Here is a 24,313-nt window from a genome sequence, read left to right on the forward strand (position 1 = left end):
CGGGGACCACGGCGAAACGGAACGTGGCGAAGGGGCCCAGGGAATTCCCTGGGCCCCTTCGCCACGTTCCGTGCCCGGCGTCAGCCGATCGGCAGGCCCTTCGCCGGCAGCGTCTTCGCGGACGGCACGCCGCCCTTCGTCAGGGAGTCGGTCGGCAGGCCGCCCTGCGCCGAACCGGCGGCTTCGCCGACGAGCTGCCCGGCGGAGCCCGCCGCTTCGCCGGCCGCCTTCTGCGCGACGGGCGTGGCCTTCTTGACCGTCTTGCCGCCGAGCTTGCCCGCGGCCGGCACCGCCTTCTTGACGGCCTTGCCGCCGGTGTCACCGGCGGACTTGCTGACGTCCGTCGCCGCGCCGTCGACGGTGTTGCCGACGTTCGCCCCGTCCAGGGCGGTCAGTCCGCCGAGGTTCGGGTTGGCCGGCAGCTCGGGGGCCGCACTGGCGGAGCCGGCCGCACCGACCCCGGCAGCCGCTCCCGCAGCGACAATGAGCGCGGCACGGGCGATCCGGCGGGTCAGGGGGAGGGACATGGTGCTCCTTCGACGGAGAGAACAGTGAGGTTCGTGAAGTGTCCGACCGGCTCCGGGAGTTGATCGACTGGCTGTTGACCGCCCCCGGCTCGGACGCAGTGACTACCGCTCGAAGCCCTGGAAGGTTGCGGCGTCGCAACGTAAAGAGTTGGTAATGCGTCGCATAATCGGCTGCGGACAAACGGGCAAAAAGGCCCACGCCGGAAACTCCGCCGAATCCTTCCAGCCCTGTACGCCCAAGGGTTTTCACGGATTCCCGGGTGAGGGCACGAAAACCTGCGCACACCGTCGCGGCCGAGTCGCGCGGGTAATCCCCAGGGGTGAGTTCCCGTACCCCTGAGCGATCTGTGCGCGACCTAGCGCATCGTGACAATACGGACGTCGTCCACGTCCCGCTGCGCGCCTGCGGTGCCCTTCGCCGCCGGAGCGCGCCACTCGCTCGCGGTGTTCCCGGCGACCCACTCGCGCCCGGCGTACGTCACGCGCGCGATGTGCAGCTCGGAGGCGTTGGCCACGGCCCAGTGCGCGAGCTGCCAGCCGTGCTGCTCCGGACTCCGCCCGGTCGCGGAACCCGCGTCGGCGGTCACCGGCAGTGTCACCGTCCGCCCGCCGGACTCGTCCGTAGCGCCGCTCGGGGACGGCGTCGGGGTGGCCGCCGACGAGCCGCCCACCTGGGCACCGGCCGACTCCAGCACATCGCGTCCGAAGTCCCTCACGAGCGCGGTACGCACCCCGTCCGGGCCCGTCGCCCGGGTCGCGCCCGGGCGGCCCTCGCAGGTCAGCGTGGCCGCGGACTGGCCGGTGAGGGCGGCGGCGAGCAGCGCGGCGTCCGGCTCGTGCTTGGCGTAGGCCTGCGGGAAGCCGCTGCGCTGCACGCGCTGCGCGGCGACGGTGAGGGGCAGCCGGGTGTAGCCGGGCACCTTGACCAGGTGGTCGTAGAACTCACCGGCCGAGTACGTCGGGTCCAGGATCTCCTCCCGGGTGCCCCAGCCCTGCGAGGGCCGCTGCTGGAACAGGCCGAGCGAGTCCCGGTCGCCGTGATTGATGTTGCGCAGGCTCGACTCCTGCAGCGCGGTCGCGAGCGCGATGGTCACCGCGCGCTCCGGCAGTCCGCGCCCGGTACCCACGGCGGTGATCGTCGCCGCGTTCACGGCCTGCTCGGGCGAGAACGCGTACGACGCCCCGTCGCCCTTGCCCGAGACGACTTTGCAGCCCGGTTCGCCCGTGCCTCCGGTGATGTACTGCACGACGAGGTAACCGGCGACCGCGAGGAGGGTCACGAAGGCGGATCCGCATCGGAAGAGGCGGCCACGACGCTTGGGGGAGGACGGCTCTGGCACGCGGTACAAGGTACTGGAGAGTATGGATGCGCATGTGCCCGGTGGGGAGACTGGGTGCAGGGGCTGGCGCGTTAGGGTCGACGGCATGGCCGACACCTCGCTTGACCTCACGCTGGACGCCGCGGAGCTCACCGCCCGGCTCGTCGACTTCCGCTCCGAGAGCGGCACCGAGAAGCCGCTCGCGGACGCGATCGAGACCGCGCTGCGCGCGCTGCCCCACCTGACGGTCGACCGGTACGGCAACAACGTCGTGGCCCGTACGAACCTGGGCCGCCCGGAGCGGGTGATCCTGGCCGGTCACATCGACACCGTCCCGATCGCGGACAACGTCCCCTCCCGGCTCGACGAGGACGGCGTCCTGTGGGGCTGCGGCACCTGCGACATGAAGTCCGGTGTCGCGGTGCAGCTGCGCATCGCGGCGACGGTCCCGGCCCCCAACCGCGACCTGACCTTCGTCTTCTACGACAACGAGGAGGTCGCCGCGGAGCTGAACGGCCTCAAGCACGTCTCCGAGACGCACCCCGAGTGGCTGGAGGGCGACTTCGCGGTCCTCCTGGAGCCGTCGGACGGCCAGGTCGAGGGCGGCTGCCAGGGCACCCTGCGGGTGTCGCTGAAGACCACGGGCGAGCGGGCCCACTCGGCGCGCGGCTGGATGGGCTCCAACGCGATCCACGCGGCCGCCCCGATTCTCGCCCGCCTGGCCTCCTACGAACCCCGTTGGCCGGTCATCGACGGCCTGGAGTACCGCGAGGGCCTGAACGCGGTGGGGGTCAGCGGGGGAGTGGCCGGCAACGTGATCCCCGACGAGTGCGTCGTCACCGTCAACTTCCGGTACGCGCCCGACCGCACGCCCGAGGAGGCGATCGCCCACGTCCGGGAGGTCTTCGCGGACTGTGGTGTGGCGGAGTTCAAGGTCGTCGACCACAGCGGCGCGGCGATGCCGGGCCTGTCCCACCCGGCGGCGAAGGCGTTCATCGAGGCGGTGGGCGGCACCCCGATGCCGAAGTACGGCTGGACGGACGTCTCCCGCTTCTCGGCGCTCGGCGTCCCGGCGGTCAACTACGGCCCGGGCAACCCCCACCTGGCCCACAAGCGGGACGAGCGCGTGGAGACCGCGAAGATCCTCGCGGGCGAGGAGCGCCTGCGAAGCTGGCTGACGGCCTGATCCCGTCCGGGGCGCCCTCGTGTTTACGGCGCTTTATCGCGGACATGCTCACGTCCCTCGTTCGTAACCCGCGTAGATCTACGCTGAGGTGGAACGACAGGCACGACGGAGGGAGCGCACATGGCGACCGGCAACCCCGAGGGGAAGAAGCAGCCGCCGGACGAGAAGCGCCTGGGCCCGGTCCTCCAGCGGCGGGACCAGGTGCAGGCCAGCACCACCGACCAGCGGCTGCTGGACGAGCGAGCCCCCTCCGACTGGGTCCACACCGACCCCTGGCGCGTGCTGCGCATCCAGTCGGAGTTCATCGAGGGCTTCGGCACGCTCGCCGAACTCCCGCCCGCGATCAGTGTGTTCGGATCGGCCCGGACACCGGCGGATTCCCCCGAGTACGACGCGGGCGTCCAGCTGGGCCGGGGCCTGGTGGACGCGGGCTTCGCAGTCATCACCGGCGGCGGCCCGGGCGCGATGGAGGCGGCCAACAAGGGCGCCCTGGAGGCCAAGGGCATCTCGGTCGGCCTGGGCATCGAACTGCCCTTCGAGCAGGGGCTCAACCCCTACGTCGACATCGGCCTCAACTTCCGCTACTTCTTCGTCCGGAAGATGATGTTCGTCAAGTACGCCCAGGGCTTCGTGGTCCTGCCCGGCGGCCTCGGCACCCTCGACGAACTCTTCGAGGCCCTCACCCTCGTCCAGACCCAGAAGGTCACCCGTTTCCCGATCGTCCTCTTCGGCAGCGAGTACTGGGGCGGCCTGGTCGACTGGCTCCGCAAGACGGTCATCGCCCAGGGCAAGGCCGCGGACAAGGACCTCCTCCTCTTCCACGTCACGGACGACGTGGAAGAGGCGGTGGCCCTGGTGTCGAAGGAAGCGGGCCGCTAGCGCGGGGCCGGGGCCGGGCCTACTGCCCGACCGGTTCCGGGCAGGTGAGCTGGGCTTCTTGTCCGGCTCGGCGGGTAGGCGTAGGCCGGGGGTCCAGGGGCGAAGCCCCTGGTACCTCGGGTCGACGTCCTAGGCCAGCCCACGCCGGGCAACGGCAGGTGCCCGGTGCCCGGCGATGGACGCCACCATGTCCACCACCTGCCGCGTCTCGGCGACCTCGTGCACCCGGTACACCTGCGCCCCCAGCCACGCGGACACCGCCGTCGTCGCCAGCGTCCCCACGACCCGCTCCTTCACGGGCCGGTCCAACGTCTCTCCCACGAAGTCCTTGTTGGACAGCGACACCAGCACCGGCCACCCCGTGGCGACCATCTCGTCCAGCCGCCGAGTCGCCTCCAGACTGTGCCGCGTGTTCTTCCCGAAGTCGTGCCCGGGATCGATCAGCACCGACTCCCTCGGCACCCCCAGCGCCACGGCCCGCTCCGCCAATCCGACGGTCACGTCCAGAATGTCGGCCACGACATCGTCGTACTCGATCCGGTGCGGCCGCGTCCGCGGTTCCGCACGGCCCGCGTGCGTGCACACCAACCCCACCCCGTACCGCGCGGCGACCTCGGCGAGCCCCGGATCGACCCCGCCCCACGCGTCGTTCAGCAGGTCGGCCCCGGCCTCGCACACGGCCTGGCCCACCTCGGCCCGCCAGGTGTCCACGCTGATGATCACGTCCGGGAACCGCCGCCGCACCTCGGCGACGAACCCGACCGTCCGCCGGGCCTCCTCCTCGGCCGTGACCTCCTCGCCCGGCCCGGCCTTGACTCCGCCGATGTCGATGATCGCGGCTCCCTCGGCCACCGCCTGCTCCACGCGCGCGAGGGCCGGCTCGTCGAGGAAGGTCGCGCCCCGGTCGTAGAAGGAGTCCGGGGTCCGGTTCACGATCGCCATGATCACCGGCTCACGCGGCTCGAATTCCCGCCTGCCCAGCCTGAGCATCCCCTGTGACCTTCCCTGGTACGTCGCCGTCTTCCGCCGCCTGCGACCCTAACTGTCAGACTCGCATGGCACGATCGGAGCCTGACAACATCCGTCTCCGAAGACTCCGAGACACCTGACCGTGGGGGCCCCGCGATGGTTATGTTCCTGTTCCTGGTCGTCGCACTGGTCCTCGTGGTCGGCGCGGTGACCCTGGCCGTGCTGGGCGGCGGCGAGCACGCCCCGCTGCCCGAGGCCGCCCCCGAGCAGCTCCGCGACCCGCTGCCCCCGGACCGCCCGGTCGACCGCGCGGACGTGGAGAGCCTCCGCTTCCCGCTCGCCGCCCGCGGCTACCGCATGGGGGACGTGGACGACGCCCTCAGCCGCCTCGGCGCCGAGCTCGCCGAGCGCGACGCCCGTATCGCGGACCTGGAATCGGCCCTGGCGGGCGCCCGGGCCGCCGCCCCCACGGCCCGGTGTCCCCGGAGCACCACGCGTCCGCGGAGAACCACGTGTCCATGGACAAGCCCGGTCCGCGACAGGAGGACCGGCCGTGAGCGACGGTGCCGCCCTCCCCGGCCCGGACGGCGCGCCGCGCTGCCCGTGGGCCCTGTCCGCCCCGGAGTACGTGACCTACCACGACGAGGAGTGGGGCCGCCCGGTCCACGGCGACGACGCCCTCTACGAACGTCTCAGCCTGGAGGCCTTCCAGTCCGGACTGTCCTGGATCACGATCCTGCGCCGCCGCCCCGGCTTCCGTGCCGCCTTCGCGGACTTCAAGATCGCCTCGGTGGCCGGCTTCACCGACGAGGACCGCGAGCGCCTGCTGGCCGACGCCGGCATCATCCGCAACCGCGCCAAGATCGACGCGACGCTCGCCAACGCGCGCGTGCTGACCGAGTGGGCCCCGGGCGACCTGGACGAGCTGATCTGGTCCCACGCCCCCGAGCCGGGCACCCGCCCGGTCCCGGAGACGCTCTCCGACGTCCCGGCCGTCACTCCTGAGTCGACGGCCCTGTCCAAGGCGCTGAAGAAGCGGGGCCTGCGCTTCGTCGGCCCGACGACGGCGTATGCGCTGATGCAGGCCTGCGGACTGGTCGACGACCATCTGCAGACCTGCGTCGCTCGTCGGTCCTGACGCCCTGGCCGCAGGTCAGCGGCCCAGGTACTTCGGCTTCTCCTTGTTGACGAAGGCCTGCACCGCGATCGCGTGGTCCTCGGAGGACCCCGCCCGCGTCTGCAGCTCGTCCTCCTTCTCGAGGGTCTCCGCCAGGGAGTGCGTCAGCCCGTAGGCCACCGCCTCCTTGAGCGCCGCGTACGCCACCGTCGGGCCCTCGGCCAGTGCCCGTGCCACCTTCTCGGCCTCCGCGCGCAGCTCACCGGCGGGCACCAGGCGATTGGCGATGCCGAGCTCGTACGCCTCCTGCGCGCTGATGCTCCTCGGGAAGAGCAGCAGGTCGGCAGCACGCCCGGGACCGATCACCCGCGGCAGTGTCCACGAGATGCCCGAGTCTGCGGTCAGTGCCACCCCGGCGAACGAGGTGTTGAACGCGGCCGTGTCCGCGACGATCCGGTAGTCCGCCGCCAGCGCGAAGCCGAAGCCCGCCCCTGCCGCCACCCCGTTCACGGCGGCGACGACCGGCTTCGCAGTCTCGGCCAGCGTCCGCACGATCGGGTTGTAGTGCTCCCGCACCGTGTTCATGGTCTGCCGCGAACCGGTCTCCCGGTCCTCGACCAGCAGCCCGATGTGTTCCTTGAGGTCCTGCCCGACGCAGAACGCCCGGTCACCGGCGGCGGTCAGCAGCACCGCCCGCACGGCGGTGTCGTCCGCCGCGGACCTGGCCGCCTCTCGCAGGGCGACCTTGGCCTCCACGTTCAGCGCGTTCATCGCCTCGGGGCGGTTCAGCGTGATCGTCGCGAGCCCGTCGCTCACCTCGTAGAGCACGGTGTCGGCCATGGCGTATCCCCTCCGTGTCGCCGCTCGGGTACCTACCGGCCGGTAGGTCCCGGTTCTGCAGGACAGCATGACGGAGATCGCCGACAGGTGACCGCACCGGACGTGTGACCTGCGTCAAAGAATTCTCGCCCGTTTTCGTTCGGCGGATGTGTGTGCGGTGGCGGAGTATCGCAGTCACTTCGCCGAATTGAGTGGTTTTGCTCGCGTGCGTTGCCCAAGCGATGCCTACTGATGTTGGTCATCGGGTCCTGAGATGCGGGATAATGGCTTGGAAGCAATGTGTTCGATGCCGGTGTCGCGAGTCCTGCTCAGGGCCGCACGTGTGCCCTTCTCGGGGCCGACGGCTTTGACGATGAGCTGGGTTTCAGGAAGGGGAACGAGCATGGCGGCCATGAAGCCGCGGACGGGCGATGGCCCGCTCGAGGTGACCAAGGAGGGGCGGGGCATCGTCATGCGCGTTCCGCTCGAAGGCGGCGGTCGGCTCGTCGTCGAGCTGACCCCGGACGAGGCCGACGCGCTGGGCGACGCCCTCAAGAAGGTCGTCGGCTGACGCGCAAGCGACCAAACCCTTTCAGCTGCCCCGGCATCATTTGTGGTGCCGGGGCGGTTGTTTTCTCATCAATGACTTTCGCCTGCCCCGGCTTCCGCTGCGCTAACGTGCGATCCGGCTAGCGTTTCACCGCGCACAGCAGTCCGTCGCCCACCGGCAGCAGTGACGGCACCAGCTCCTGGCTCTCGCGCACCGTGCGCAGCAGCTCCCGCAGCCGCAGCACCTCCGTGGGCTGCGGTCCGGAGTCCACCGTCCGGCCGTTGGCGAAGGCGCCCTCGAAGACGACGAGCCCACCGGGGCGCAGCAGCCGCAACGATTCAGCGAGGTAGTCCATGACCTCGAGGCGGTCGCCGTCGCAGAAGACGAGGTCGTAGCCGGAGTCGGCGAGGCGGGGCAGCACGTCCAGGGCGCGGCCCGGGATGAAGCGGGCCCGGTTGCTGGCGAAGCCGGAGGCGCGGAAGGCCTGGCGGGCGAACTGCTGGTGCTCCGGCTCGGGATCCACGGTCGTCAGCACACCGTCGGGCCGCATACCGTGCAGGAGGTGGATCCCGGAGACACCGCAGCCGGTCCCGATCTCAGCGACGGCCTTCGCGTCGACGGAGGCGGCCAGCAGCCCCAGCGCGGAGCCCGTGCCGGGCGTCACCGAGCGCAGCCCCGCGTCACGGGCCCGGTCCCGGGCCCAGCGCAGCGCGTCGTCCTCGGCGACATAGGCGTCGGCGAACGCCCAGCTCGTCTGCCGGTTGCCGGTAATGACCCTCTCCTGTCCCCGTGAATGCCTCGGCGTGACTGTATCCGTTGGGTGCGGGAACCCGCAGATGGGACCGGTCGTTTAAAGGGATGAGCGAGCGGCGCGGGCCGGGACGGGGGGCGGGCAGTGGACGAGGACGCCGAGCAAGTGCCGTCGCAGCAGTACGAGGCGTATCAGCCCAGATCAAATTCTCGTAAAACCGCTTATCCGGTCCTAACGGGCGAGGTGGCTATGGTAGGGGCTCCACTGGACACCACCAGAGCTGACAGGGGAGGTGCGGCTGCGCCTGTGGATCGCGGAGGAGTGTTCCGGCGCTTCCTCGGATCAGCGGGCAGGCCGACATCCGTGAACGACACTGCTGACCACAGCCACGCCGCTGACTTCGCCCAGACCGCGACCTTCTCCACCGACGCGGACGGGCAGGCGTGGACTCCGCCCACCTGGGAGGAGATCGTCAGCACGCACAGCGGCCGGGTCTACCGGCTCGCCTACCGCCTCACCGGCAACCAGCACGACGCCGAGGACCTCACACAGGAGGTCTTCGTGCGCGTCTTCCGCTCCCTGTCGACCTACACGCCGGGCACCTTCGAGGGCTGGCTGCACCGCATCACGACGAACCTGTTCCTGGACATGGTCCGCCGCAAGCAGCGCATCCGCTTCGACGCGCTCGGCGAGGACGCGGCCGAGCGGCTGCCCAGCAAGGAGCCCACGCCGCAGCAGGTCTTCAACGACGCCCACTTCGACGCGGACGTCCAGCAGGCCCTCGACACCCTGGCCCCCGAGTTCCGCGCCGCGGTCGTCCTGTGCGACATCGAAGGACTGTCCTACGAGGAGATCGCCGCGACCCTGGGCGTCAAGCTCGGCACGGTCCGCTCGCGGATCCACCGTGGCCGCTCCCAGCTGCGCAAGGCCCTCGCGCACCGCTCCCCTCAGGCCCGTGCCGAGCGCCGTTCCTTTGTGCCCCGTGTTCCCGCACTGGGAGGAGGGGGCGCGAGCGCGTGAGCGGATCACGTCCTGAGTCTTCCGAGGGACACCTCGCAGAGCAGCACCTGGGAGACCGACTCTCCGCCCTGGTGGACGGAGAGCTCGGTCATGACGCGCGGGAGCGCGTACTGGCGCATGTGGCCACCTGCCCGAGATGCAAGGCAGAGGTGGACGCGCAGCGCCGGCTGAAGAACGTCTTCGCGGAGGTGGCACCACCGCCTCCCTCGGAGAGTTTCCTGGCCCGCCTGCAGGGACTACCCGCGGGGGGCGACCCGGACGGTGACGGTATGCGCCCGGGTGGCGGCGGGCTGCCCGGGGGAATGTCCGGACGGTTCGGATCGTCCGGGGCCTTCGGTGCGAAGCGCGGCGAGCGGTTCGAGTTCGGGTACGCCCCGTCCCGGCCGCACATCCCCGTGCTGCCTTCCGACAACCGAGGCCTTACCGATGACCGAGGTTTTCCTTCGGGAAGCCGGGGTTTCCGGATCCATGACGTCGGCCGGCCCGAGACCGAAAAATCCTCCTCGCGGCTGCGGTTCGCTTTCGCGGCCGCCGGGGCAGTGTCCCTGGCCGCGATCGCCCTGGGCGGCGTCACCACCGCCACCCCTGGCGACACGGAAGCCCGCAGCGGCTCCGGCACGGGAAGCAATGTGACACCGACGCGCACGCAGGGGGCGGGCGCGACGACCACGCCCGAATCCCAGCGGCGCCGGGGCGCGGCGCCCCTGCTCGGACAGGGGCACGGCCAGAGCATGCTCGGCCGGACCCCGGTCGCCCCGACCGAGGTGTCCGCACCGCTGCTGCCCGGAATGCCGCCTGCCGGAGGGCATCACGCCGTGCACGCGCTGACCGCCCCCGTGGTGGCCGGTGCAGTGGCCATGTCCCCGTGGATACATCCGCTCGCGGCGGCCGCGCCGGCCGCCCTGACCTCGTGGTCCGCGGTCCCCGAGGCCGCGGCGCCCCTGCTCGCCGTGCCCCTCCCGGATCCGGCCTCGTCCCCCTCGCCTCCCGCCTCCTCGCGGACGGACCGCTGACCGGCCACTGCGCACCGGGCGGCGAACCTGATTGAATCCGGGGGTTGTCGCCCGCTGCCGAGGTGTGGCCGGGCGCCGATTCGACGAACCGCGGCCACCGCGTCGAGCCGTGCCGCGGCTGTGGGGAGAGCATGAACGAGGGGAAGCCCACGAAGGCGAAGTGGTGGAGCCGTCCACGGCCGCAGGACGCGCCGGGGGAGCCGGAGGAGCTGGAGGGGCCGGAGGGGCAGGGGGCGGCCCCGGCGGATTCTGTCGCCACCGCCACCGCCACCGCCACCGCCACCGCCACCGCCACCGCCACCGCCACCGCCACCGACGGTGACTTCGAGCTGGCGCGGCCCGCCGTGCGGCAGGACGGGGACGCGCGTGACTACGAGTTGAGGCGTCCCGAGGAGCCCGCCGGCACCGGCGTGGAGCCCGCCGTACCGGTCGGCGGTGCGCCCAAGCCGCTGCACGATCCCGACCCGTACAGCACCCCGCCCTACGGCGAACCGGGCCCCTGGGCGCCCGCGCCGCCCGTGCAGCACCCGGTGGCGACGCCGACGCACGGCACGGCGATACCGAGCCGGACGCCCCAGCCGTCCATACCTGGCGCACCCGTCCCGCCGGCGGAGACGGCAGCCACCCCCAGCATCCCGGCACCGGCGCAAGGACAAGCACCGGTGCCTGCACCGGCACCGGCGCCTGCTCCCGACCCCTGGCAGCGTTACGACCCCTGGGCGGCTCCCGCGGCCGCCGGGCCTCTCCAGCAGACCGGGGCCGGTGTGCCCAGTACGGAACAACGGCGCAGGCGGGGCAAGAAGGTGCTGGCGGGTGCCGCCGTGGTGCTGGCGCTGGTGTCCGGGGGATCGGCGGCGTCGTAGGGACGTATCTGGAGCGGAACGGGGGCATCGGGTCCGTCGAGCTGCCGCAGGCCGGGAAGGAGTCCGCAGGGCGGGACTCCGACAGCGTGGCCGGGATCGCCCAGCGGGCCCTGCCCAGCGTGGTCACCCTGCATGTGAAGGGCTCCGGCGAACAGGGCACGGGCACCGGCTTCGTGATCGACGCCCGCGGGCACATCCTCACCAACAACCACGTCGTGCGGCCTGCCGGATCCAGCGGCGAGATCACCGTGACCTTCAACAGCGGGGAGACCGCCCAGGCCGAGCTCGTCGGCCGGGACAGCGGCTATGACCTCGCCGTGGTGCGGGTGAAGGGCGTACGTGGCCTCACCCCGCTGCCCCTCGGCAACTCGGACAACATGCAGGTCGGCGACCCGGTCGTGGCCATCGGCGCGCCCTTCGACCTGGCCGGCACCGTCACCTCCGGCATCATCAGCGCCAAGCAGCGGCCCATCACGGCGGGCGGCGAGAAGGGCGACGGCAGCGACGTGTCGTACGTCGACGCGCTCCAGACCGACGCGCCCATCAACCCCGGCAACTCCGGTGGGCCCCTGCTCGACTCCCGGGGCCGGGTCATCGGCATCAACTCGGCCATCCGCTCGGCGGACAGCGGCTCCGAACCGGACGGCGGACAGTCCGGCTCCATAGGCCTCGGCTTCGCCATACCCGTCAACCAGGGAAAACGCGTGGCCGAGGAGCTGATCAACACCGGGAAGGCGACCCACCCGGTGATCGGCATCACCCTGGACATGGACTACACGGGTGACGGCGCCCGGGTTGCCGCCGAGGGCAGCGAGGGCGGCCCGCCGGTCACCGCGGGCGGACCGGGTGCCAAGGCCGGGATCAAGGCGGGCGACGTCATCACCACGGTCGACGGTCAGCGGGTCCACTCGGGCGAGGAACTGATCGTCAAGACCAGGGCCCACCGTCCCGGCGACCGGCTGGAGCTGACGCTGGAGCGCGGTGGCAAGGAACGGACGGTCTCACTCGTCCTCGGCTCCTCCGGCGGCAGCTGAGACGTGATGTCCGGGACGCACAGGGACCAACAAGGCAAACAATTCGGAAAGCGCTCCCACTCCCCGCACTCGGAGGTCTCGGGACAGTACCGGTCGGACAGGATCGCCGGGTACCGTGGATCCGGCCCGGACCACGGCAGGACCCGCACCGACCACCGAGGGCCGACCACCGAGGGCCGAGGACCGAGGACATCGCTAGGAGCTTCAGGTGTTCAATGACATAGGACCACTCGAGCTGGTGACGCTCATCGTCCTCGCCGTGCTCGTCTTCGGTCCGGACAAGCTCCCCAAGGTCATCCAGGACGTGACCCGCACGATCCGGAAGATCCGCGAGTTCTCGGAGAGCGCCAAGCACGACATCCGGGAGGAACTCGGCCCGGAGTTCAAGGACTTCGAGTTCGAGGATCTCAACCCCAAGGCGTTCATCCGCAAGCAGCTGGACAACGAGGACCTGGGGCTCAAGGAGATCCGCAACGGCTTCGACCTGAAGAAGGAGATGGCCGAGGTCACCGACGCCGTCCACAGCCGTGACTCCGACACGTCGTCCTCGTCGTCCTCCGGCTCGGCCGGTGGCCGTATCGACATGACGAAGAAGCCCGAGACGCCCGACCGGGACGACCGTCCGCCCTTCGACGCGGACGCCACCTGAGCGACGCGCCCGAGCGACACACCGGGGGCGTACGCTCCCGGCTCGCGTGACGCGTTTCATACTCCGGTCGGGCTGAGTACGGCCTGAACAAGGCCCCCGTGCGGCCCATGCGCCGGGCGCTTTCCCTGCTGCTCGCAGCGGTGTGGCTATGCTGCCGAGTTGTTGTGCGGACCGGAAGAGTACGCCCGAAGGGGGGCGGGCCGTTCCGGTCCGACTAGAGCGAGGAGGCGTCCGGGCACATGGAGACGACGAGTCCAGGAGTCGCGCAGGCGCCGGCCGCGGAGGACGGACAACAGGTCCCCTCCGCCCGGCGTAACGTCGACGGCTACCTGCGCGCGCCCTTCCCGTGGTACGGCCTCGACGAGGCCTTCACTGGGCCGCGCTGGCTGATGCAGGTCGGTACGACGGCCGACGGGGCCGTGGAACACGGGTCGGTCGGGCACGGAGACGAGCCCAAGGTGCGCAACGAGTTCGTGGCCGGGGGTGATCAGGAGGCCAAGGAGAAGTTCGCGGTCGTGGTCACCGTCGCGGCGCATCCCTCGCGGCGCACCGCGGACGGTACGGGGCTGCTGGAGGCCACGTCGGTCTCCTCCGCGGCGTGGCTCGCGGGTGTGGGGCTGCTGTCCTCCACGTGGCCCGGACAGATGGACCACTCCCTGCGGGACGACTGGCTGGAGCAGCAGACGGAGACGGCGTGGGTGCTGGCGGACGACCTCGACGGGGCCGACTGGTCGACGTTGTCGTTGCCGGTCGACGGTGTGCCGACGACGTTCCATTACCGGGAGTCGGAGTTCGGGTGGGTGCTGGCCGGGTCCACCTCGGTCGGGGTGCATGTCGGGGCGTACGGCAGAGGCATGAGTGCGTATGGGCTCGGCTTCGCCGTGGTCAAGGACATCGCCGCTTACGCCTGATCAAAGGGGCGCCGGTTGTTTCGGCGCCCCCTCGTCGTGGGGCCTCAGGTCTCGTGGCGGCTGCGGGTGCGATGTGGTTGCGCGCGCAGTTCCCCGCGCCCCTTCAGGGCGCCGTCCCCGGTGGCGTCTCGATCTAGAACTTGTTCCTCGGAGTGATCCCCAGGGACAGGCCCGACAGGCCCCGCTGCCGGCCGCCCAGCTTCCCTGCGATGGCCCGCAGCGCGGACCCCGCCGGGGAGTCCGGGTCCGTCAGGACGACCGGCCTGCCGTCGTCGCCGCCCTCGCGGAGGCGGACGTCGATGGGGATGTTGCCGAGGACCGGGACGTTGGCGCCGGTCGTGCGGGTCAGGCCGTCGGCCACCACCTGGCCGCCGCCCGTGCCGAAGACGTCGACCATCTCGTCGCAGTGCGGGCAAGGCAGGCCGGACATGTTCTCGACGACGCCGACGATCTTCTGGTGGGTCTGTACGGCGATGGAGCCCGCGCGCTCTGCGACCTCGGCCGCCGCCTGCTGCGGGGTCGTGACGACCAGGATCTCGGCGTTCGGGACGAGCTGGGCGACGGAGATCGCGATGTCGCCGGTGCCGGGCGGCAGGTCCAGGAGGAGGACGTCCAGGTCGCCCCAGTAGACGTCCGCGAGAAACTGCTGCAGCGCGCGGTGCAGCATCGGGCCGCGCCAGACGACCGGGGCGTTGCCCGGGGTGAACATGCCGATGGAGATGACCTTCACGCCGTTCGCCGACGGCGGCATGATCATGTTCTCGACCTGGGTGGGACGGCCGTCGGCGCCCAGCATGCGCGGCACGGAGTGGCCGTAGATGTCGGCGTCCACGACACCGACCTTGAGGCCGTCGGCCGCCATGGCCGCCGCCAGGTTCACCGTCACCGAAGACTTGCCCACGCCGCCCTTGCCGGAGGCGACCGCGTAGACGCGGGTGAGGCTGCCGGGCTTGGCGAAGGGCACCTCACGCTCGGTCTGGCCGCCGCGCAGGGCGTTCGCCAGCTCCTTGCGCTGCTCGTCGCTCATCACGTCGAGCGTGACGTCGACGCGGGTGACGCCCTCGACGCCGGAGACCGCGTCAGTCACGCGCTGCGTGATCGTCTCCCGCATCGGACAGCCCGAGACCGTGAGGTACACGGTGACCGCGACCGCCCCGTCCGCGCCGATCTCGACCGACTTGACCATCCCGAGTTCGGTGATGGGCTTGTGGATCTCGGGGTCGTTCACCGTCGCCAGTGCCTCGCGCACCGCGTCTTCCGTAGCCATAGGACGATGGTACGGCGCTGTACCGGTGCGTAGGAAAGCCTGTCAGCGGTCGTCTGCGTCACGTCCCCGTGGCCGTTCCGCCTGGAACACGACGGGGTCGTGACGGTGGCCGTTCTGCCGTTCCTCCATCTCCTTGATCGTGTCCTGGAACTCCGAGCGGATCCAGTCGCGGGTGGCGACCTCGCCCAGGCCGATCCGCAGGGCGGCGATCTCGCGGGTCAGGTACTCGGTGTCCGCGATCGACCGCTCGTTCTGCTTGCGGTCCTGCTCCAGATTGACCCGGTCGCGGTCGTCCTGCCGGTTCTGCGCGAGCAGGATCAGCGGAGCGGCGTAGGAGGCCTGGAGCGACAGCATCAGGGTCAGGAAGATGAACGGGTACTCGTCGAAGCGCAGGTCGCGCGGGGCGAGGCTGTTCCAGGCCACCCACAGGACGATGGCGGCCGTCATCCAGACCAGGAACCGCCCCGTGCCGAGGAAGCGCGCGATGCGTTCCGACATCCGCCCGAAGGCCTCGGGGTCGTATTCGGGCAGGAACCGGTGCTTGGGCACGCCGGGCTGGTCGAGCCGGGTCGCGCGCGGCCGGCTCGCTGCCGTGGCGCCGGCCGGCGTGCGCTCGCGCGGGGTCTCGCGCTCAGGAACCATCGGTCGGCACCTCCTCGTCCAGATGGAACTCCGTCTCCCGCCAGTCCTCGGGCAGCATGTGGTCGAGGACGTCGTCCACGGTCACCGCGCCCAGCAGCGCCCCCGCCTCGTCGACCACGGGCGCCGCGACCATGTCGTACGTGGCGAAGAACCCGGCGATGGCGGGCAGGTCCGCCTCGGGGTCGAGCGGTTGCAGGTCGCTGTCCAGGATCGAGCTGACCAGCGAGGGCGGTGGCTCGCGCAGCAGGCGCTGGAAATGGACCGTGCCCAGGTACTTGCCGGTCGGTGTCTCGTCCGGGGGCCGGCAGACGTAGACCTGGGCGGCGAGGGCGGGGGAGAGGTCGGGCTCGCGGATGCGGGCGAGGGCGTCGGCGACGGAGGCGTCCGGGCGCAGCACGATCGGCTCGGTGGTCATCAGACCGCCCGCCGTGCGCTCCTCGTACGACATCAGGCGCCGCATGTCGGCCGCGTCGCCGGGCTGCATCAGGCTCAGCAGCCGCTCCTGCTCGTCCGTCGGCAGCTCGCCCAGCAGGTCGGCCGCGTCGTCCGGGTCCATGGCCTCCAGGACGTCGGCGGCGCGCTCCTCCTTCAGCTTGCCGAGGATCTCGATCTGGTCGTCCTCCGGGAGCTCCTCCAGCACGTCGGCGAGCCGGTCGTCGTCGAGGGCGGCGGCGACCTCGGCCCGGCGCTTGGGGGAGAGGTGGTGCAGGACGTTGGCCAGGTCGGCGGCGCGCAGCTGCTCGAACGTGGCGAGGAGGTTCTCCGCGCCCTGCCCCTGCTCCTCCAGGGAGAAGCCGGTGACGGCGGTCCACTCGACGGTGAGCGCCTCGCCCTTGGCCCGCCGGAAGGCGCTGCCCTTTCTGCCCTTGCGGACGAAGACCCGGTCGATCTCCCACTCCCGGCGGGCCGGCAGCTGATGTACCGACAGATCGAGGACGGTGACGTCCTCGCCGGTCTCGGTGAGCGTCACGCGCCGGTCCAGCAGCTCCCCGAAGACCAGCCGCTCGGTGGGACGCTGCTCGAAGCGCCGGACGTTGAGCACTCCGGTGGTGATGACCTGGCCCGACTGGATGGCGGTGACCCGGGTCATGGGCAGGAAGATGCGGCGGCGGGTGGCGAGTTCGACGACGAGGCCCAGCAGCCTCGGCGGCCGCTGCCCCATCCGCAGCATGACGACCAGATCGCGTACCCGCCCCACCTGGTCACCTGCGGGGTCGAAGACGGCGACACCGGAGAGGTGCGATACGAAGATCCGGGGGGCGCCCGCTGCCATGGCCGCGGCTCCTTTTCGTGCGGGGTGTTTCCTGGTGCCTGTCGCTGTGCCTGCCTGTGTATCCGTCTGTTCCGAATTGCCCGCTCGGGTGGGCTTCAGGCTAGCCCGTCCCGATCGGCGGTGCGTCGGCGGGCGGTCCGGACGGACTGGCTCCGACCTGCCCGCACGTGCCCGGTACCCTGCGGTACGCCGTTCAGGTCTCCCCGCAGAGAGGCAGCTCCACCTGTGACTCCGATTCGCCACGGCCGAAGCCGTAGTGCCGTACTCGCGAGCGCGATGTGCGCGCTGCTCGTGACGGGGACGGTGCTCACCGGCTGCGCGGAGGATCCCGACGAGGGCACCAACGGGGTCGGCAGACTGCCCGCCGGGAAGATCCAGACCAAGACCCGTACGGCCGCCGAGTCCGCCGGGGCGGTCCGGGTGCACGGCAGTGTCGTCAGCGGCGAGAAGACGTACGCGCTCGACATGCGGCTGAAGGACGACGGCGGCGAGGGATCGGTCACCACCGAGGGGACGACCTTCCAGGTGCTGCGCGTCGGCGAGCAGCTCTTCGTCAAGGCCGACGCCGAGTTCTGGAGTCACGGCGACGGCCAGGGCGGGAAGGGCGAGGGGGACGCGGCCGCTGCGTCCAAGCTCGGCGGCAAGTTCGTGAAGGTGCCGCAGGGCGACCCGGCGTACAAGAAGTTCAGCGGTTTCACGGACAAGGGTGTCCTCCTCGACGGTCTGCTGACCCTGCACGGCACACTCGCGACGGACGGCCACGAGGAGCAGGCGGGCGTCCGCACCATCCGCATCACCGGCGACAAGGGCTCCGGCGGCGCCCTGGAGGTCTCCCTCGAGGGCACGCCGTATCCGCTGCGCCTGGAGCGGGCCGGCGGCGCGGGCACCCTCACGTTCTCCGCCTGGGGAGAGGACTTCTCCCTCAGGGAGCCGGAGAGGAACGAGACGGTGGACTACGGCCGGCAGCTGCCGACGTCGTAGCGACGGCGCGGCTGCGCGCGTCCGGCCGTTAGGAACGTTTGCGCTTCTTCAGCAGCAGGCGGGGCAGGCCCGCCGGAACCGGCCGGCGGGTGATCGCCGGTGACGGCAGGGGCGGCTCGGACAGGGAGCCCTCGGGCAGCGGCGCCGTCGCCCCGGTCGGTACCAGGCGCAGCACCCGGCACTCGCGGGCCCAGCGGCCCGTCATGGCCTCGCCGTCGGGCGCGTTCAGCCGCTTGCCCTTGAGCTCGGCGACCGTCGCGTCCCACGCCTCGGAGCCCGGCGCGAGCTCGGTGACCCGCGCCGTCCAGGAGACCAGCCGGCCTCCCTTGTCCTTGCTGCGGACCGTCACCCGGGCCTCGGCGCCGTCGGCGAGCCCCGGCAGCGGCTGCTCGCCCGGCCCGTCGCCGATCAGGCACGCGGCACCCTCGTGCCACACGTGCCAGAGCGCACGCGCCGGGCCGTCGGGGCCCTGGACCCAGACGAGGCCGGACTTCTTGGTGGCCTCCTCGACGAGGGCCTGGCCGAGCAGCTCGCTTGTCATGGGTCCCAGCCTATCCAGGCCGCTCACAACCACCCGTTCCGCTTCAGGGTGCGGTGGATGCCCAGGCAGATGGTCACGGTGATGCTCATGATCACCGGGTAGCCGTACTTCCAGTGCGTCTCCGGCATGTAGTCGAAGTTCATGCCGTACACCCCGCACACCATCGTCGGCACGGCCACGATCGCGGCCCACGAGGTGATCTTCCGCATGTCCTCGTTCTGCGCCACGGACGCCTGCGCGAGGTTGGCCTGGAGGATGGAGTTGAGCAGCTCGTCGAAGCCGAGGACCTGCTCCTGGACCCGTGCCAGGTGGTCGGCGACGTCCCGGAAGTACTTCTGGATGTCCGGGTCGATCAGCCGCATCGGCCGCTCGCTCAGCAGCTGCATGGGCCGCAGCAGCGGCGACACGGCACGCTTGAACTCCAGCACCTCGCGCTTGAGTTGGTAGATCCGGCCGGCGTCCGAACCGCGCGGCGAGCCCTTGCGCCCCGGGGAGAACACCTCGGTCTCCACCTCGTCGATGTCGTCCTGTACCGCGTCGGCGACCGCGATGTAGCCGTCGACGACGTGGTCGGCGATGGCGTGCAGCACCGCGGAGGGGCCCTTGGCCAGCAGCTCGGGGTCGTCCTGGAGGCGGTGCCTCAGGGCCCGCAGGGAGCCCTGGCCGCCGTGCCGGACGGTGATGAAGAAGTCCCGTCCGGTGAAGCACATGACCTCGCCGGACTCCACGACCTCGCTGTTGGCGTCGAGCTGGTCGTGCTCGACGTAGTGGATGGTCTTGAAGACCGTGAAGAGCGAGTCGTCGTAGCGCTCCAGCTTGGGCCGCTGGTGGGCCTGGACGGCGTCCTCCACGGCCAGCGGGTGAAGCCCGAACTCACTGGCGATGCCGGAGAATTCGGCCTCGGTCGGCTCGTGCAGGCCGATCCACACGAAGCCCCCGTCGCGGCGCACCAGGCGCACCGCCTCGTGCGGGGTCAGCGGGGTCCCGGTCTCGATGCGGCGGCCGTCCCGGTAGATGGCGCAGTCGACGACGGCGGTGGCCGTCGCCGGGCTGCGGGTGGCGTCGTACGTGCCACTGTCCTTGCGCAGCGAGACGCGGGACGGACGGACCACGGCGCGCAGGTCGCGAATCATCGACATGGCGGGCTCCTTCGCGGGAGGGCAACGAAAGGCGCCGGCGGCGACGGGTGGAACTACCCGGAATGAGGACGTAGTGACTGCTGATGTTTGGCACGTCCACAAAGCGGGGAGCACCGCACCGTCGCGGTGGCGAGCTTCGTCACTGATTCAGCTACTGAGGCAGATCAGGAAAAACGAAACGAAGCGCTCTTCCGCGGTGAAGCGAGTGCGAGAGGTGGCAGCCGGCCAGAGAGACAGAGCAGCTACATCAGCGGCGGGAGAGCGTGGTGCTACTGCACGGTCGACTTCGATCCATTGCAGCCCCACCTCCTCCGGCCGGTCCCTCGTAAGGGAGTTCCATCGGCGTCGGGGCTTGAACGCGACTCCCTCAGTGCTTTAAGAGCCTGGGGGACCCATCTGCGTGTTGCCCCGAACCACCGGGCAAGAGTAGCAGCCGACGAAACTGTCAAGGTGCTCCTTTGCCCGCTACTGACGAGTTCTATGCTCGCCTCATGGCTGATGTTCTTCCTCTGGTCGAGGCCCGGTTGCGTACCGCACTGGGCGAACCGGACGCGCGCGCGGCAGTGACGTTCCTCGGCACGGACCGCATCGAGGTGCTGCGCTTCCAGGAGGGCGACATCGCCCGCTACGCCACGCTCGGCATGTCCGCGCAGCCCATGACGGATCCCACGGCGGCGCTCGCCGACCCGGTCAAGGGGCCGCGCGCGGAGCTGGTCCTGTCGGTCCGCGCGGGGCTCGCCGAGACGGACAAGGTGCTCCGTCCGCTCGCCATCCTCGCCGCGTCTCCGCAGGTGGAGGGCCTGATCGTGGCCCCCGGCGCCTCCCTGGACGTCGGCGAACCGCTGTGGCCCGGCGCCCCCTTCACCTCGGTCCTGGTCGCCGAACCGGGCGGCCTGGTCGAGGACCTGGAGCTCGACGAACCCCTCGACCCCGTACGGTTCCTGCCGCTGCTGCCGATGACCCCGAACGAGGCCGCCTGGAAGCGGGTGCACGGCGCGCAGGCACTCCAGGAGCGGTGGCTGAACCAGGGGACGGACCTCCGGGATCCGTCCCGGAAGTCCGTCCCGCTGGAGTGAGGCTGAGTGAGGAACCTCACCAACCCTTGGCCGGAAAGCGTCAGTTGGCTCAGCCGGCGAAGACGGTGACGCTGTCCTCGGTCGCGTGCTTCGGCTCCAGCTCCTCGGCCTCGTGGGTGAGGGCCTCGCGGCGTACGACGACCACGATTGCGCCCAGGACCGCGGTGACCGCCGCGACCACGAAGGGGATGTGGAGATCGGTCCACTCCTCGATCTTCGGTGCGAAGAACGGGGCGGCTGCCGCCGCGAACCAGCGCACGAAGTTGTAGCCCGCGCTCGCCACCGGCCGGGGCGCGTCCGAGACGCCGAGTGCCAGCTCGGTGTAGACGGTGTTGTTCACGCCGATGAAGGCACCGGACAGGATCGTGCAGACGACGGCCGTGGTGTGGTCGCCGTAGCCGAGCACGAGTACGTCGGCCGCGAGCAGCACCAGTGAACCGCCGAGCACCTTCAGCGAACCGAACCGCTTCTGCAGGCGCGGTGCCACGATCACCGAGAACACGGCGAGCAGCACACCCCAGGCGAAGAACACCGCACCCGAGCGGTACGGGCTCATGTCCAGCACGAACGGGGTGAAGGCCAGCACGGTGAAGAACGTGTAGTTGTAGAAGAACGCCGAGACCGCGGCGGAGGCGAGGCCGCCGTGGCCGAGGGCCTTGATGGGGTCCAGGAGCGAGGTCTTGCGGGCCGGCTTCGGCTGCTCCCGCAGGAACACCGCGATGCACAGGAAGCCGACGGCCATCAGGAAGGCCGTACCGAAGAACGGGTAGCGCCAGCTGGCATCACCGAGCAGGGCGCCCAGCAGCGGGCCGCAGGCCATGCCGAGGCCGAGGGCCGACTCGTACAGCAGGATCGCCGCCGCGCTGCCGCCCGCCGCCGCTCCGACGATGACCGCGAGGGCCGTCGAGACGAACAACGCGTTGCCGAGTCCCCAGCCGGCCCGGAATCCGACCAGTTCGCCGACGGATCCGGAGGTGCCCGACAGTCCCGCGAAGACCACGACCAGGGCGAGGCCGAGCAGCAGGGTCTTCTTGCCGCCGATGCGGCTGGAGACGAAGCCGGTGACCAGCATCGCGATCGCGGTGATGAGGAAGTACGAGGTGAACAGCAGGGAGACCTGGCTGGCGGAGGCGTTCAGGCCTGAGGCGATGGACGGCAGGATCGGGTCGACGAGTCCGATGCCCATGAAGGCGACGACCGACGCTCCGGCGGTCGCCCATACGGACTTGGGCTGCTTGAGGAGGCCGCCCGTTCCTGCGTCCGCTCCGGCGTCGAAGGGGTCCATTGCTTGCTCCCTGTCCCGAGTCGAGGTAGTTGGTATATACACACACTAAGTTAGCCATGCTAAATAATGCAAGCTGCATCTAGTGTGGGGGTGAAGGGTTCCGTCCGGTTGGGTGATCGTCCTTGACGCGGCGGGGCGGGGGTAGGACCGTGGGGCCCTATGAGGGGCGAACCCAGTTGCCCGAAGTGCGGTGGCCGGGTCAGGGCTCCCGGCCTCTTCTCCGACTCCTGGCAGTGCGATGTGCACGGCACCGTCCATCCGGTGCAGCCCGTGATACCGCCGAGCGTCGACGCCCTCAACGTCGTGGTGCACCGGACCCAGGTGCCGGTGTGGATGCCCTGGCCGCTGCCGGTCGGCTGGCTGTTCACGGGTGTGGCCTGCGCGGGGGACGACCGCACGGGTGGCCGCGCCACGGCCGTGGCCTGTACGGGGCCCGGGCCGCTCGGCGGGATGGGCGAGCTGATCCTGGTGGCCGAGGAGTTGGGCGTCGGCCTCGGTGCGCGGTACGCGGGCATCGACGGTCCGGACCCGGGGCCGTCCATGGATGTCGGCAAGCCGGCTCACGCGAAGGTGCTCGCCGCGGGGCGGCCGACGCCGCTGTGGCATGTCTCCGGAGCGCCGGGCGACCGGGCCGTTTTCGCCGGTGAGGCGCTCGGGATGTGGTTGTGGGCGGTGGTCTGGCCTGAGCAGTCGGGGTTGTTGATGTACGACGAGCTGGTGCTGGCGGATGTGCGGGATGCGGGGGCGGAGGTGGAGTTGGTGCCGTGCGGGGCGTTGTCCCCGCGCTTGCTCCAGCCGTAGGGCCGTCCCGCTTGTAAAGGGCGCTGACCCGGTTCGGGTGTGACATCGGACGTCGAAAATCCGGTTATCCTTGAGCAGCCCTGTTCGTCCCGTCAGTGTCTGGAGTTCGTGTCGTGCGTATCGATCTGCACACCCACTCCACCGCTTCCGATGGCACGGACACGCCGGCCGAGCTGGTGCGGAAGGCTGCCGCGGCCGGGCTGGACGTCGTCGCGCTCACCGATCACGACACCACCCGCGGGCACGCCGAGGCGATCGCCGCGCTGCCCGAGGGGCTGACGCTGGTCACCGGGGCCGAGCTCTCCTGCCGGCTCGACGGCGTCAGCATGCACATGCTCGCCTACCTCTTCGACGCCGAGGAGCCGGCGCTGCTCGCCGAGCGTGAGCTGGTCCGGGACGACCGGGTGCCCCGGGCCCAGGGCATGATCGCCAAGCTGCAGGCGCTGGGCGTGCCCGTGACCTGGGAGCAGGTGGCGCGGATCGCCGGGGACGGGTCCGTCGGGCGTCCGCATGTGGCGACCGCGCTCGTCGAGCTGGGTGTCGTGCCGACCGTGAACGACGCCTTCAGCCCGGACTGGCTGGCCGATGGCGGCCGGGCCTACGTCGAGAAGCACGAGACCGATCCCTTCGAGGCGATCCGGCTGGTCAAGGGCGCGGGCGGGGTCGCGGTGTTCGCGCATCCCGGGGCGAGCAAGCGGGGCGTACGGTGCCGGAGTCCGCGATCGCCGAGATGGCCGCGGCCGGGCTGGACGGCGTCGAGGTCGATCACATGGAGCATGACGCGGATACGCGGGCGCGACTGCGGGGGCTGGCGAAGGAGCTGGGGCTCCTGGTGACCGGGTCCTCGGACTATCACGGCAGCCGGAAGACATGTGTGCTCGGGGAGTACACGACGGATCCCGAGGTGTACGGGGAGATCACCCGGCGGGCCTTCGGGGCGTTTCCCGTGCCGGGGGCCGGCGGAGCCGTCTGAGGTTTCCGTCCTCCAGATCCTTTTCGGGCACCCTGCGCTGCCGGTGGTGCCGCGTTCCCTCAACCCCGCAAGGCCATCACACCCATGTTCGAACTCGCCGTTTTCGGCTCCCTCTTCCTGACCCTCTTCGTCATCATGGATCCCCCGGGGATCACCCCGATCTTCCTCGCGCTCACCGCCGGCCGGCCCGCCAAGGTGCAGAAGCGGATGGCTTTTCAGGCCGTCTGTGTCGCCGGCGGTGTGATCACGGTGTTCGGGCTGCTCGGGCACCAGATCCTCGACTACCTGCATGTCTCCGTGCCCGCGTTGATGATCGCGGGCGGGCTGCTGCTTCTGCTCATCGCGCTCGATCTGCTCACCGGGAAGACCGACGAGCCGAAGCAGACCAAGGACGTCAACGTCGCCCTCGTGCCGCTGGGCATGCCGCTGCTGGCCGGGCCGGGAGCGATCGTGTCGGTCATCCTCGCCGTGCAGAAGGCGCACGGCGTCGCCGCGCAGGTTTCCGTGTGGGCGGCGATCCTCGCCATCCATGTCGTGCTGTGGCTGGTGATGCGTTACTCGCTGGTGATCATCCGGATCATCAAGGACGGCGGTGTGGTCCTGGTGACACGGCTCGCGGGCATGATGCTCTCCGCGATCGCCGTACAGCAGATCATCAACGGCGTCACACAGGTGATCCAGGGGAGCTGACGGGGTGCGTCAGCTCTGGCCGAGCACCGAGCGGAGCT

At 70.8% G+C, this 24,313-nt stretch carries 23 protein-coding genes and 3 pseudogenes; 15 read left to right on the forward strand and 11 right to left on the reverse strand.

Annotated elements, in window-relative coordinates; translation table 11 throughout:
- Positions 1 to 80 precede the first annotated feature (80 nt).
- Positions 81 to 527: an ATP-binding protein gene (locus tag ACQEV8_RS29015; protein ID WP_215118730.1), complete on the reverse strand. Its 447-nt coding sequence runs from the start codon at positions 525 to 527 to the stop codon at positions 81 to 83.
- A 356-nt stretch (positions 528 to 883) separates the two neighbouring features.
- Complete coding sequence (locus ACQEV8_RS29020; protein ID WP_432966054.1) at positions 884 to 1,867, reverse strand: heavy metal transporter; 984 nt, start codon at positions 1,865 to 1,867, stop codon at positions 884 to 886.
- An 85-nt stretch (positions 1,868 to 1,952) separates the two neighbouring features.
- Between ACQEV8_RS29020 and dapE the strand changes: the two genes are divergently transcribed.
- Both dapE and ACQEV8_RS29030 read left to right on the forward strand, forming a co-directional pair.
- Positions 1,953 to 3,032: a succinyl-diaminopimelate desuccinylase gene (dapE, locus tag ACQEV8_RS29025; RefSeq protein ID WP_432966057.1), complete on the forward strand. Its 1,080-nt coding sequence runs from the start codon at positions 1,953 to 1,955 to the stop codon at positions 3,030 to 3,032.
- Positions 3,033 to 3,152: 120 nt separating this feature from the next.
- Positions 3,153 to 3,911 carry a TIGR00730 family Rossman fold protein gene (locus ACQEV8_RS29030; RefSeq protein ID WP_432966060.1) on the forward strand — a complete coding sequence of 253 codons (759 nt, stop codon included), beginning with the start codon at positions 3,153 to 3,155 and terminating at the stop codon, positions 3,909 to 3,911.
- 129 nt (positions 3,912 to 4,040) lie between these two features.
- Here the strand turns inward: ACQEV8_RS29030 and folP are convergent, their stop codons facing one another.
- Complete coding sequence (folP, locus tag ACQEV8_RS29035) at positions 4,041 to 4,901, reverse strand: dihydropteroate synthase (RefSeq protein ID WP_432966063.1); 861 nt, start codon at positions 4,899 to 4,901, stop codon at positions 4,041 to 4,043.
- 135 nt (positions 4,902 to 5,036) lie between these two features.
- Between folP and ACQEV8_RS29040 the strand changes: the two are divergent.
- A pseudogene (locus ACQEV8_RS29040) lies at positions 5,037 to 5,354 on the forward strand (DivIVA domain-containing protein); the annotation flags it as partial.
- Positions 5,355 to 5,433: 79 nt separating this feature from the next.
- Complete coding sequence (locus ACQEV8_RS29045; protein ID WP_432966066.1) at positions 5,434 to 6,018, forward strand: DNA-3-methyladenine glycosylase I; 585 nt, start codon at positions 5,434 to 5,436, stop codon at positions 6,016 to 6,018.
- Positions 6,019 to 6,033: 15 nt separating this feature from the next.
- Here the strand turns inward: ACQEV8_RS29045 and ACQEV8_RS29050 are convergent, their stop codons facing one another.
- Entirely contained in the window at positions 6,034 to 6,837 is an 804-nt protein-coding gene (locus ACQEV8_RS29050; RefSeq protein ID WP_432966069.1) for an enoyl-CoA hydratase/isomerase family protein, read from the reverse strand.
- Between the two features lie 382 nt (positions 6,838 to 7,219).
- Here ACQEV8_RS29050 and ACQEV8_RS29055 point away from each other — a divergent pair, with 382 nt between their 5' ends.
- Positions 7,220 to 7,387, forward strand: a complete 168-nt coding sequence (locus ACQEV8_RS29055; protein WP_003966491.1) for a DUF3117 domain-containing protein — start codon at positions 7,220 to 7,222, stop codon at positions 7,385 to 7,387.
- 118 nt (positions 7,388 to 7,505) lie between these two features.
- On the opposite strand, the gene ACQEV8_RS29060 is transcribed toward ACQEV8_RS29055, so the two are convergent.
- Positions 7,506 to 8,204: an O-methyltransferase gene (locus tag ACQEV8_RS29060; RefSeq protein ID WP_391099892.1), complete on the reverse strand. Its 699-nt coding sequence runs from the start codon at positions 8,202 to 8,204 to the stop codon at positions 7,506 to 7,508.
- A 162-nt stretch (positions 8,205 to 8,366) separates the two neighbouring features.
- Here ACQEV8_RS29060 and sigE point away from each other — a divergent pair, with 162 nt between their 5' ends.
- The 5 genes and pseudogenes from sigE (at position 8,367) to ACQEV8_RS29085 (ending at position 13,607) form a co-directional block, all read left to right on the forward strand.
- On the forward strand, positions 8,367 to 9,137 hold the full coding sequence (gene sigE, locus ACQEV8_RS29065) for an RNA polymerase sigma factor SigE (protein ID WP_221298717.1): 771 nt from the start codon (positions 8,367 to 8,369) through the stop codon (positions 9,135 to 9,137).
- 71 nt (positions 9,138 to 9,208) lie between these two features.
- Complete coding sequence (locus tag ACQEV8_RS29070; RefSeq protein ID WP_432966073.1) at positions 9,209 to 10,150, forward strand: anti-sigma factor family protein; 942 nt, start codon at positions 9,209 to 9,211, stop codon at positions 10,148 to 10,150.
- A 131-nt stretch (positions 10,151 to 10,281) separates the two neighbouring features.
- Positions 10,282 to 12,047 (forward strand): annotated as a pseudogene (locus tag ACQEV8_RS29075) (trypsin-like peptidase domain-containing protein).
- A gap of 208 nt (positions 12,048 to 12,255) precedes the next feature.
- A complete protein-coding gene (locus ACQEV8_RS29080) occupies positions 12,256 to 12,696 on the forward strand; it encodes a sec-independent translocase (protein ID WP_432966076.1) in 441 nt (146 codons plus the stop codon).
- A 239-nt stretch (positions 12,697 to 12,935) separates the two neighbouring features.
- Positions 12,936 to 13,607, forward strand: coding sequence for a hypothetical protein (locus ACQEV8_RS29085; protein WP_432966079.1), 672 nt, complete (start codon positions 12,936 to 12,938; stop codon positions 13,605 to 13,607).
- A gap of 133 nt (positions 13,608 to 13,740) precedes the next feature.
- Here the strand turns inward: ACQEV8_RS29085 and ACQEV8_RS29090 are convergent, their stop codons facing one another.
- The 3 genes from ACQEV8_RS29090 to ACQEV8_RS29100 are packed head-to-tail and all read right to left on the reverse strand — an operon-like array spanning position 13,741 to position 16,789.
- Positions 13,741 to 14,874: an Mrp/NBP35 family ATP-binding protein gene (locus ACQEV8_RS29090; protein ID WP_184590765.1), complete on the reverse strand. Its 1,134-nt coding sequence runs from the start codon at positions 14,872 to 14,874 to the stop codon at positions 13,741 to 13,743.
- 42 nt (positions 14,875 to 14,916) lie between these two features.
- Positions 14,917 to 15,516, reverse strand: coding sequence for a DUF1003 domain-containing protein (locus ACQEV8_RS29095; RefSeq protein WP_432966083.1), 600 nt, complete (start codon positions 15,514 to 15,516; stop codon positions 14,917 to 14,919).
- Entirely contained in the window at positions 15,506 to 16,789 is a 1,284-nt protein-coding gene (locus tag ACQEV8_RS29100; RefSeq protein WP_432966086.1) for a magnesium transporter MgtE N-terminal domain-containing protein, read from the reverse strand. The genes ACQEV8_RS29095 and ACQEV8_RS29100 overlap by 11 nt, the downstream gene beginning before the upstream one ends.
- Positions 16,790 to 17,014: 225 nt before the next feature.
- Here ACQEV8_RS29100 and ACQEV8_RS29105 point away from each other — a divergent pair, with 225 nt between their 5' ends.
- Positions 17,015 to 17,770 carry a hypothetical protein gene (locus ACQEV8_RS29105; protein WP_432966089.1) on the forward strand — a complete coding sequence of 252 codons (756 nt, stop codon included), beginning with the start codon at positions 17,015 to 17,017 and terminating at the stop codon, positions 17,768 to 17,770.
- A 28-nt stretch (positions 17,771 to 17,798) separates the two neighbouring features.
- Here ACQEV8_RS29105 and ACQEV8_RS29110 read toward each other — a convergent pair whose 3' ends face one another.
- Positions 17,799 to 18,311: a hypothetical protein gene (locus ACQEV8_RS29110; protein WP_432966092.1), complete on the reverse strand. Its 513-nt coding sequence runs from the start codon at positions 18,309 to 18,311 to the stop codon at positions 17,799 to 17,801.
- Between the two features lie 23 nt (positions 18,312 to 18,334).
- Positions 18,335 to 19,450 carry a magnesium and cobalt transport protein CorA gene (locus tag ACQEV8_RS29115; RefSeq protein WP_432966095.1) on the reverse strand — a complete coding sequence of 372 codons (1,116 nt, stop codon included), beginning with the start codon at positions 19,448 to 19,450 and terminating at the stop codon, positions 18,335 to 18,337.
- 491 nt (positions 19,451 to 19,941) lie between these two features.
- Between ACQEV8_RS29115 and ACQEV8_RS29120 the strand changes: the two genes are divergently transcribed.
- Positions 19,942 to 20,526: a suppressor of fused domain protein gene (locus ACQEV8_RS29120; RefSeq protein WP_432966098.1), complete on the forward strand. Its 585-nt coding sequence runs from the start codon at positions 19,942 to 19,944 to the stop codon at positions 20,524 to 20,526.
- A gap of 49 nt (positions 20,527 to 20,575) precedes the next feature.
- Here the strand turns inward: ACQEV8_RS29120 and ACQEV8_RS29125 are convergent, their stop codons facing one another.
- Positions 20,576 to 21,811 (reverse strand): MFS transporter, encoded by a 1,236-nt coding sequence (locus ACQEV8_RS29125; protein WP_432966101.1) that lies wholly within the window; start codon positions 21,809 to 21,811, stop codon positions 20,576 to 20,578.
- 159 nt (positions 21,812 to 21,970) lie between these two features.
- Here ACQEV8_RS29125 and ACQEV8_RS29130 point away from each other — a divergent pair, with 159 nt between their 5' ends.
- From ACQEV8_RS29130 to ACQEV8_RS29140, 3 genes and pseudogenes are all read left to right on the forward strand, one after another.
- Positions 21,971 to 22,612 carry a DUF6758 family protein gene (locus tag ACQEV8_RS29130; RefSeq protein ID WP_391099830.1) on the forward strand — a complete coding sequence of 214 codons (642 nt, stop codon included), beginning with the start codon at positions 21,971 to 21,973 and terminating at the stop codon, positions 22,610 to 22,612.
- Between the two features lie 113 nt (positions 22,613 to 22,725).
- A pseudogene (locus ACQEV8_RS29135) lies at positions 22,726 to 23,585 on the forward strand (PHP domain-containing protein).
- A gap of 84 nt (positions 23,586 to 23,669) precedes the next feature.
- Positions 23,670 to 24,275 (forward strand): MarC family protein, encoded by a 606-nt coding sequence (locus tag ACQEV8_RS29140; RefSeq protein WP_432966104.1) that lies wholly within the window; start codon positions 23,670 to 23,672, stop codon positions 24,273 to 24,275.
- Positions 24,276 to 24,313: the final 38 nt, after the last annotated feature.

Source organism: Streptomyces sp. CA-179760, from assembly GCF_050937045.1.
Lineage (GTDB): Bacteria > Actinomycetota > Actinomycetes > Streptomycetales > Streptomycetaceae > Streptomyces.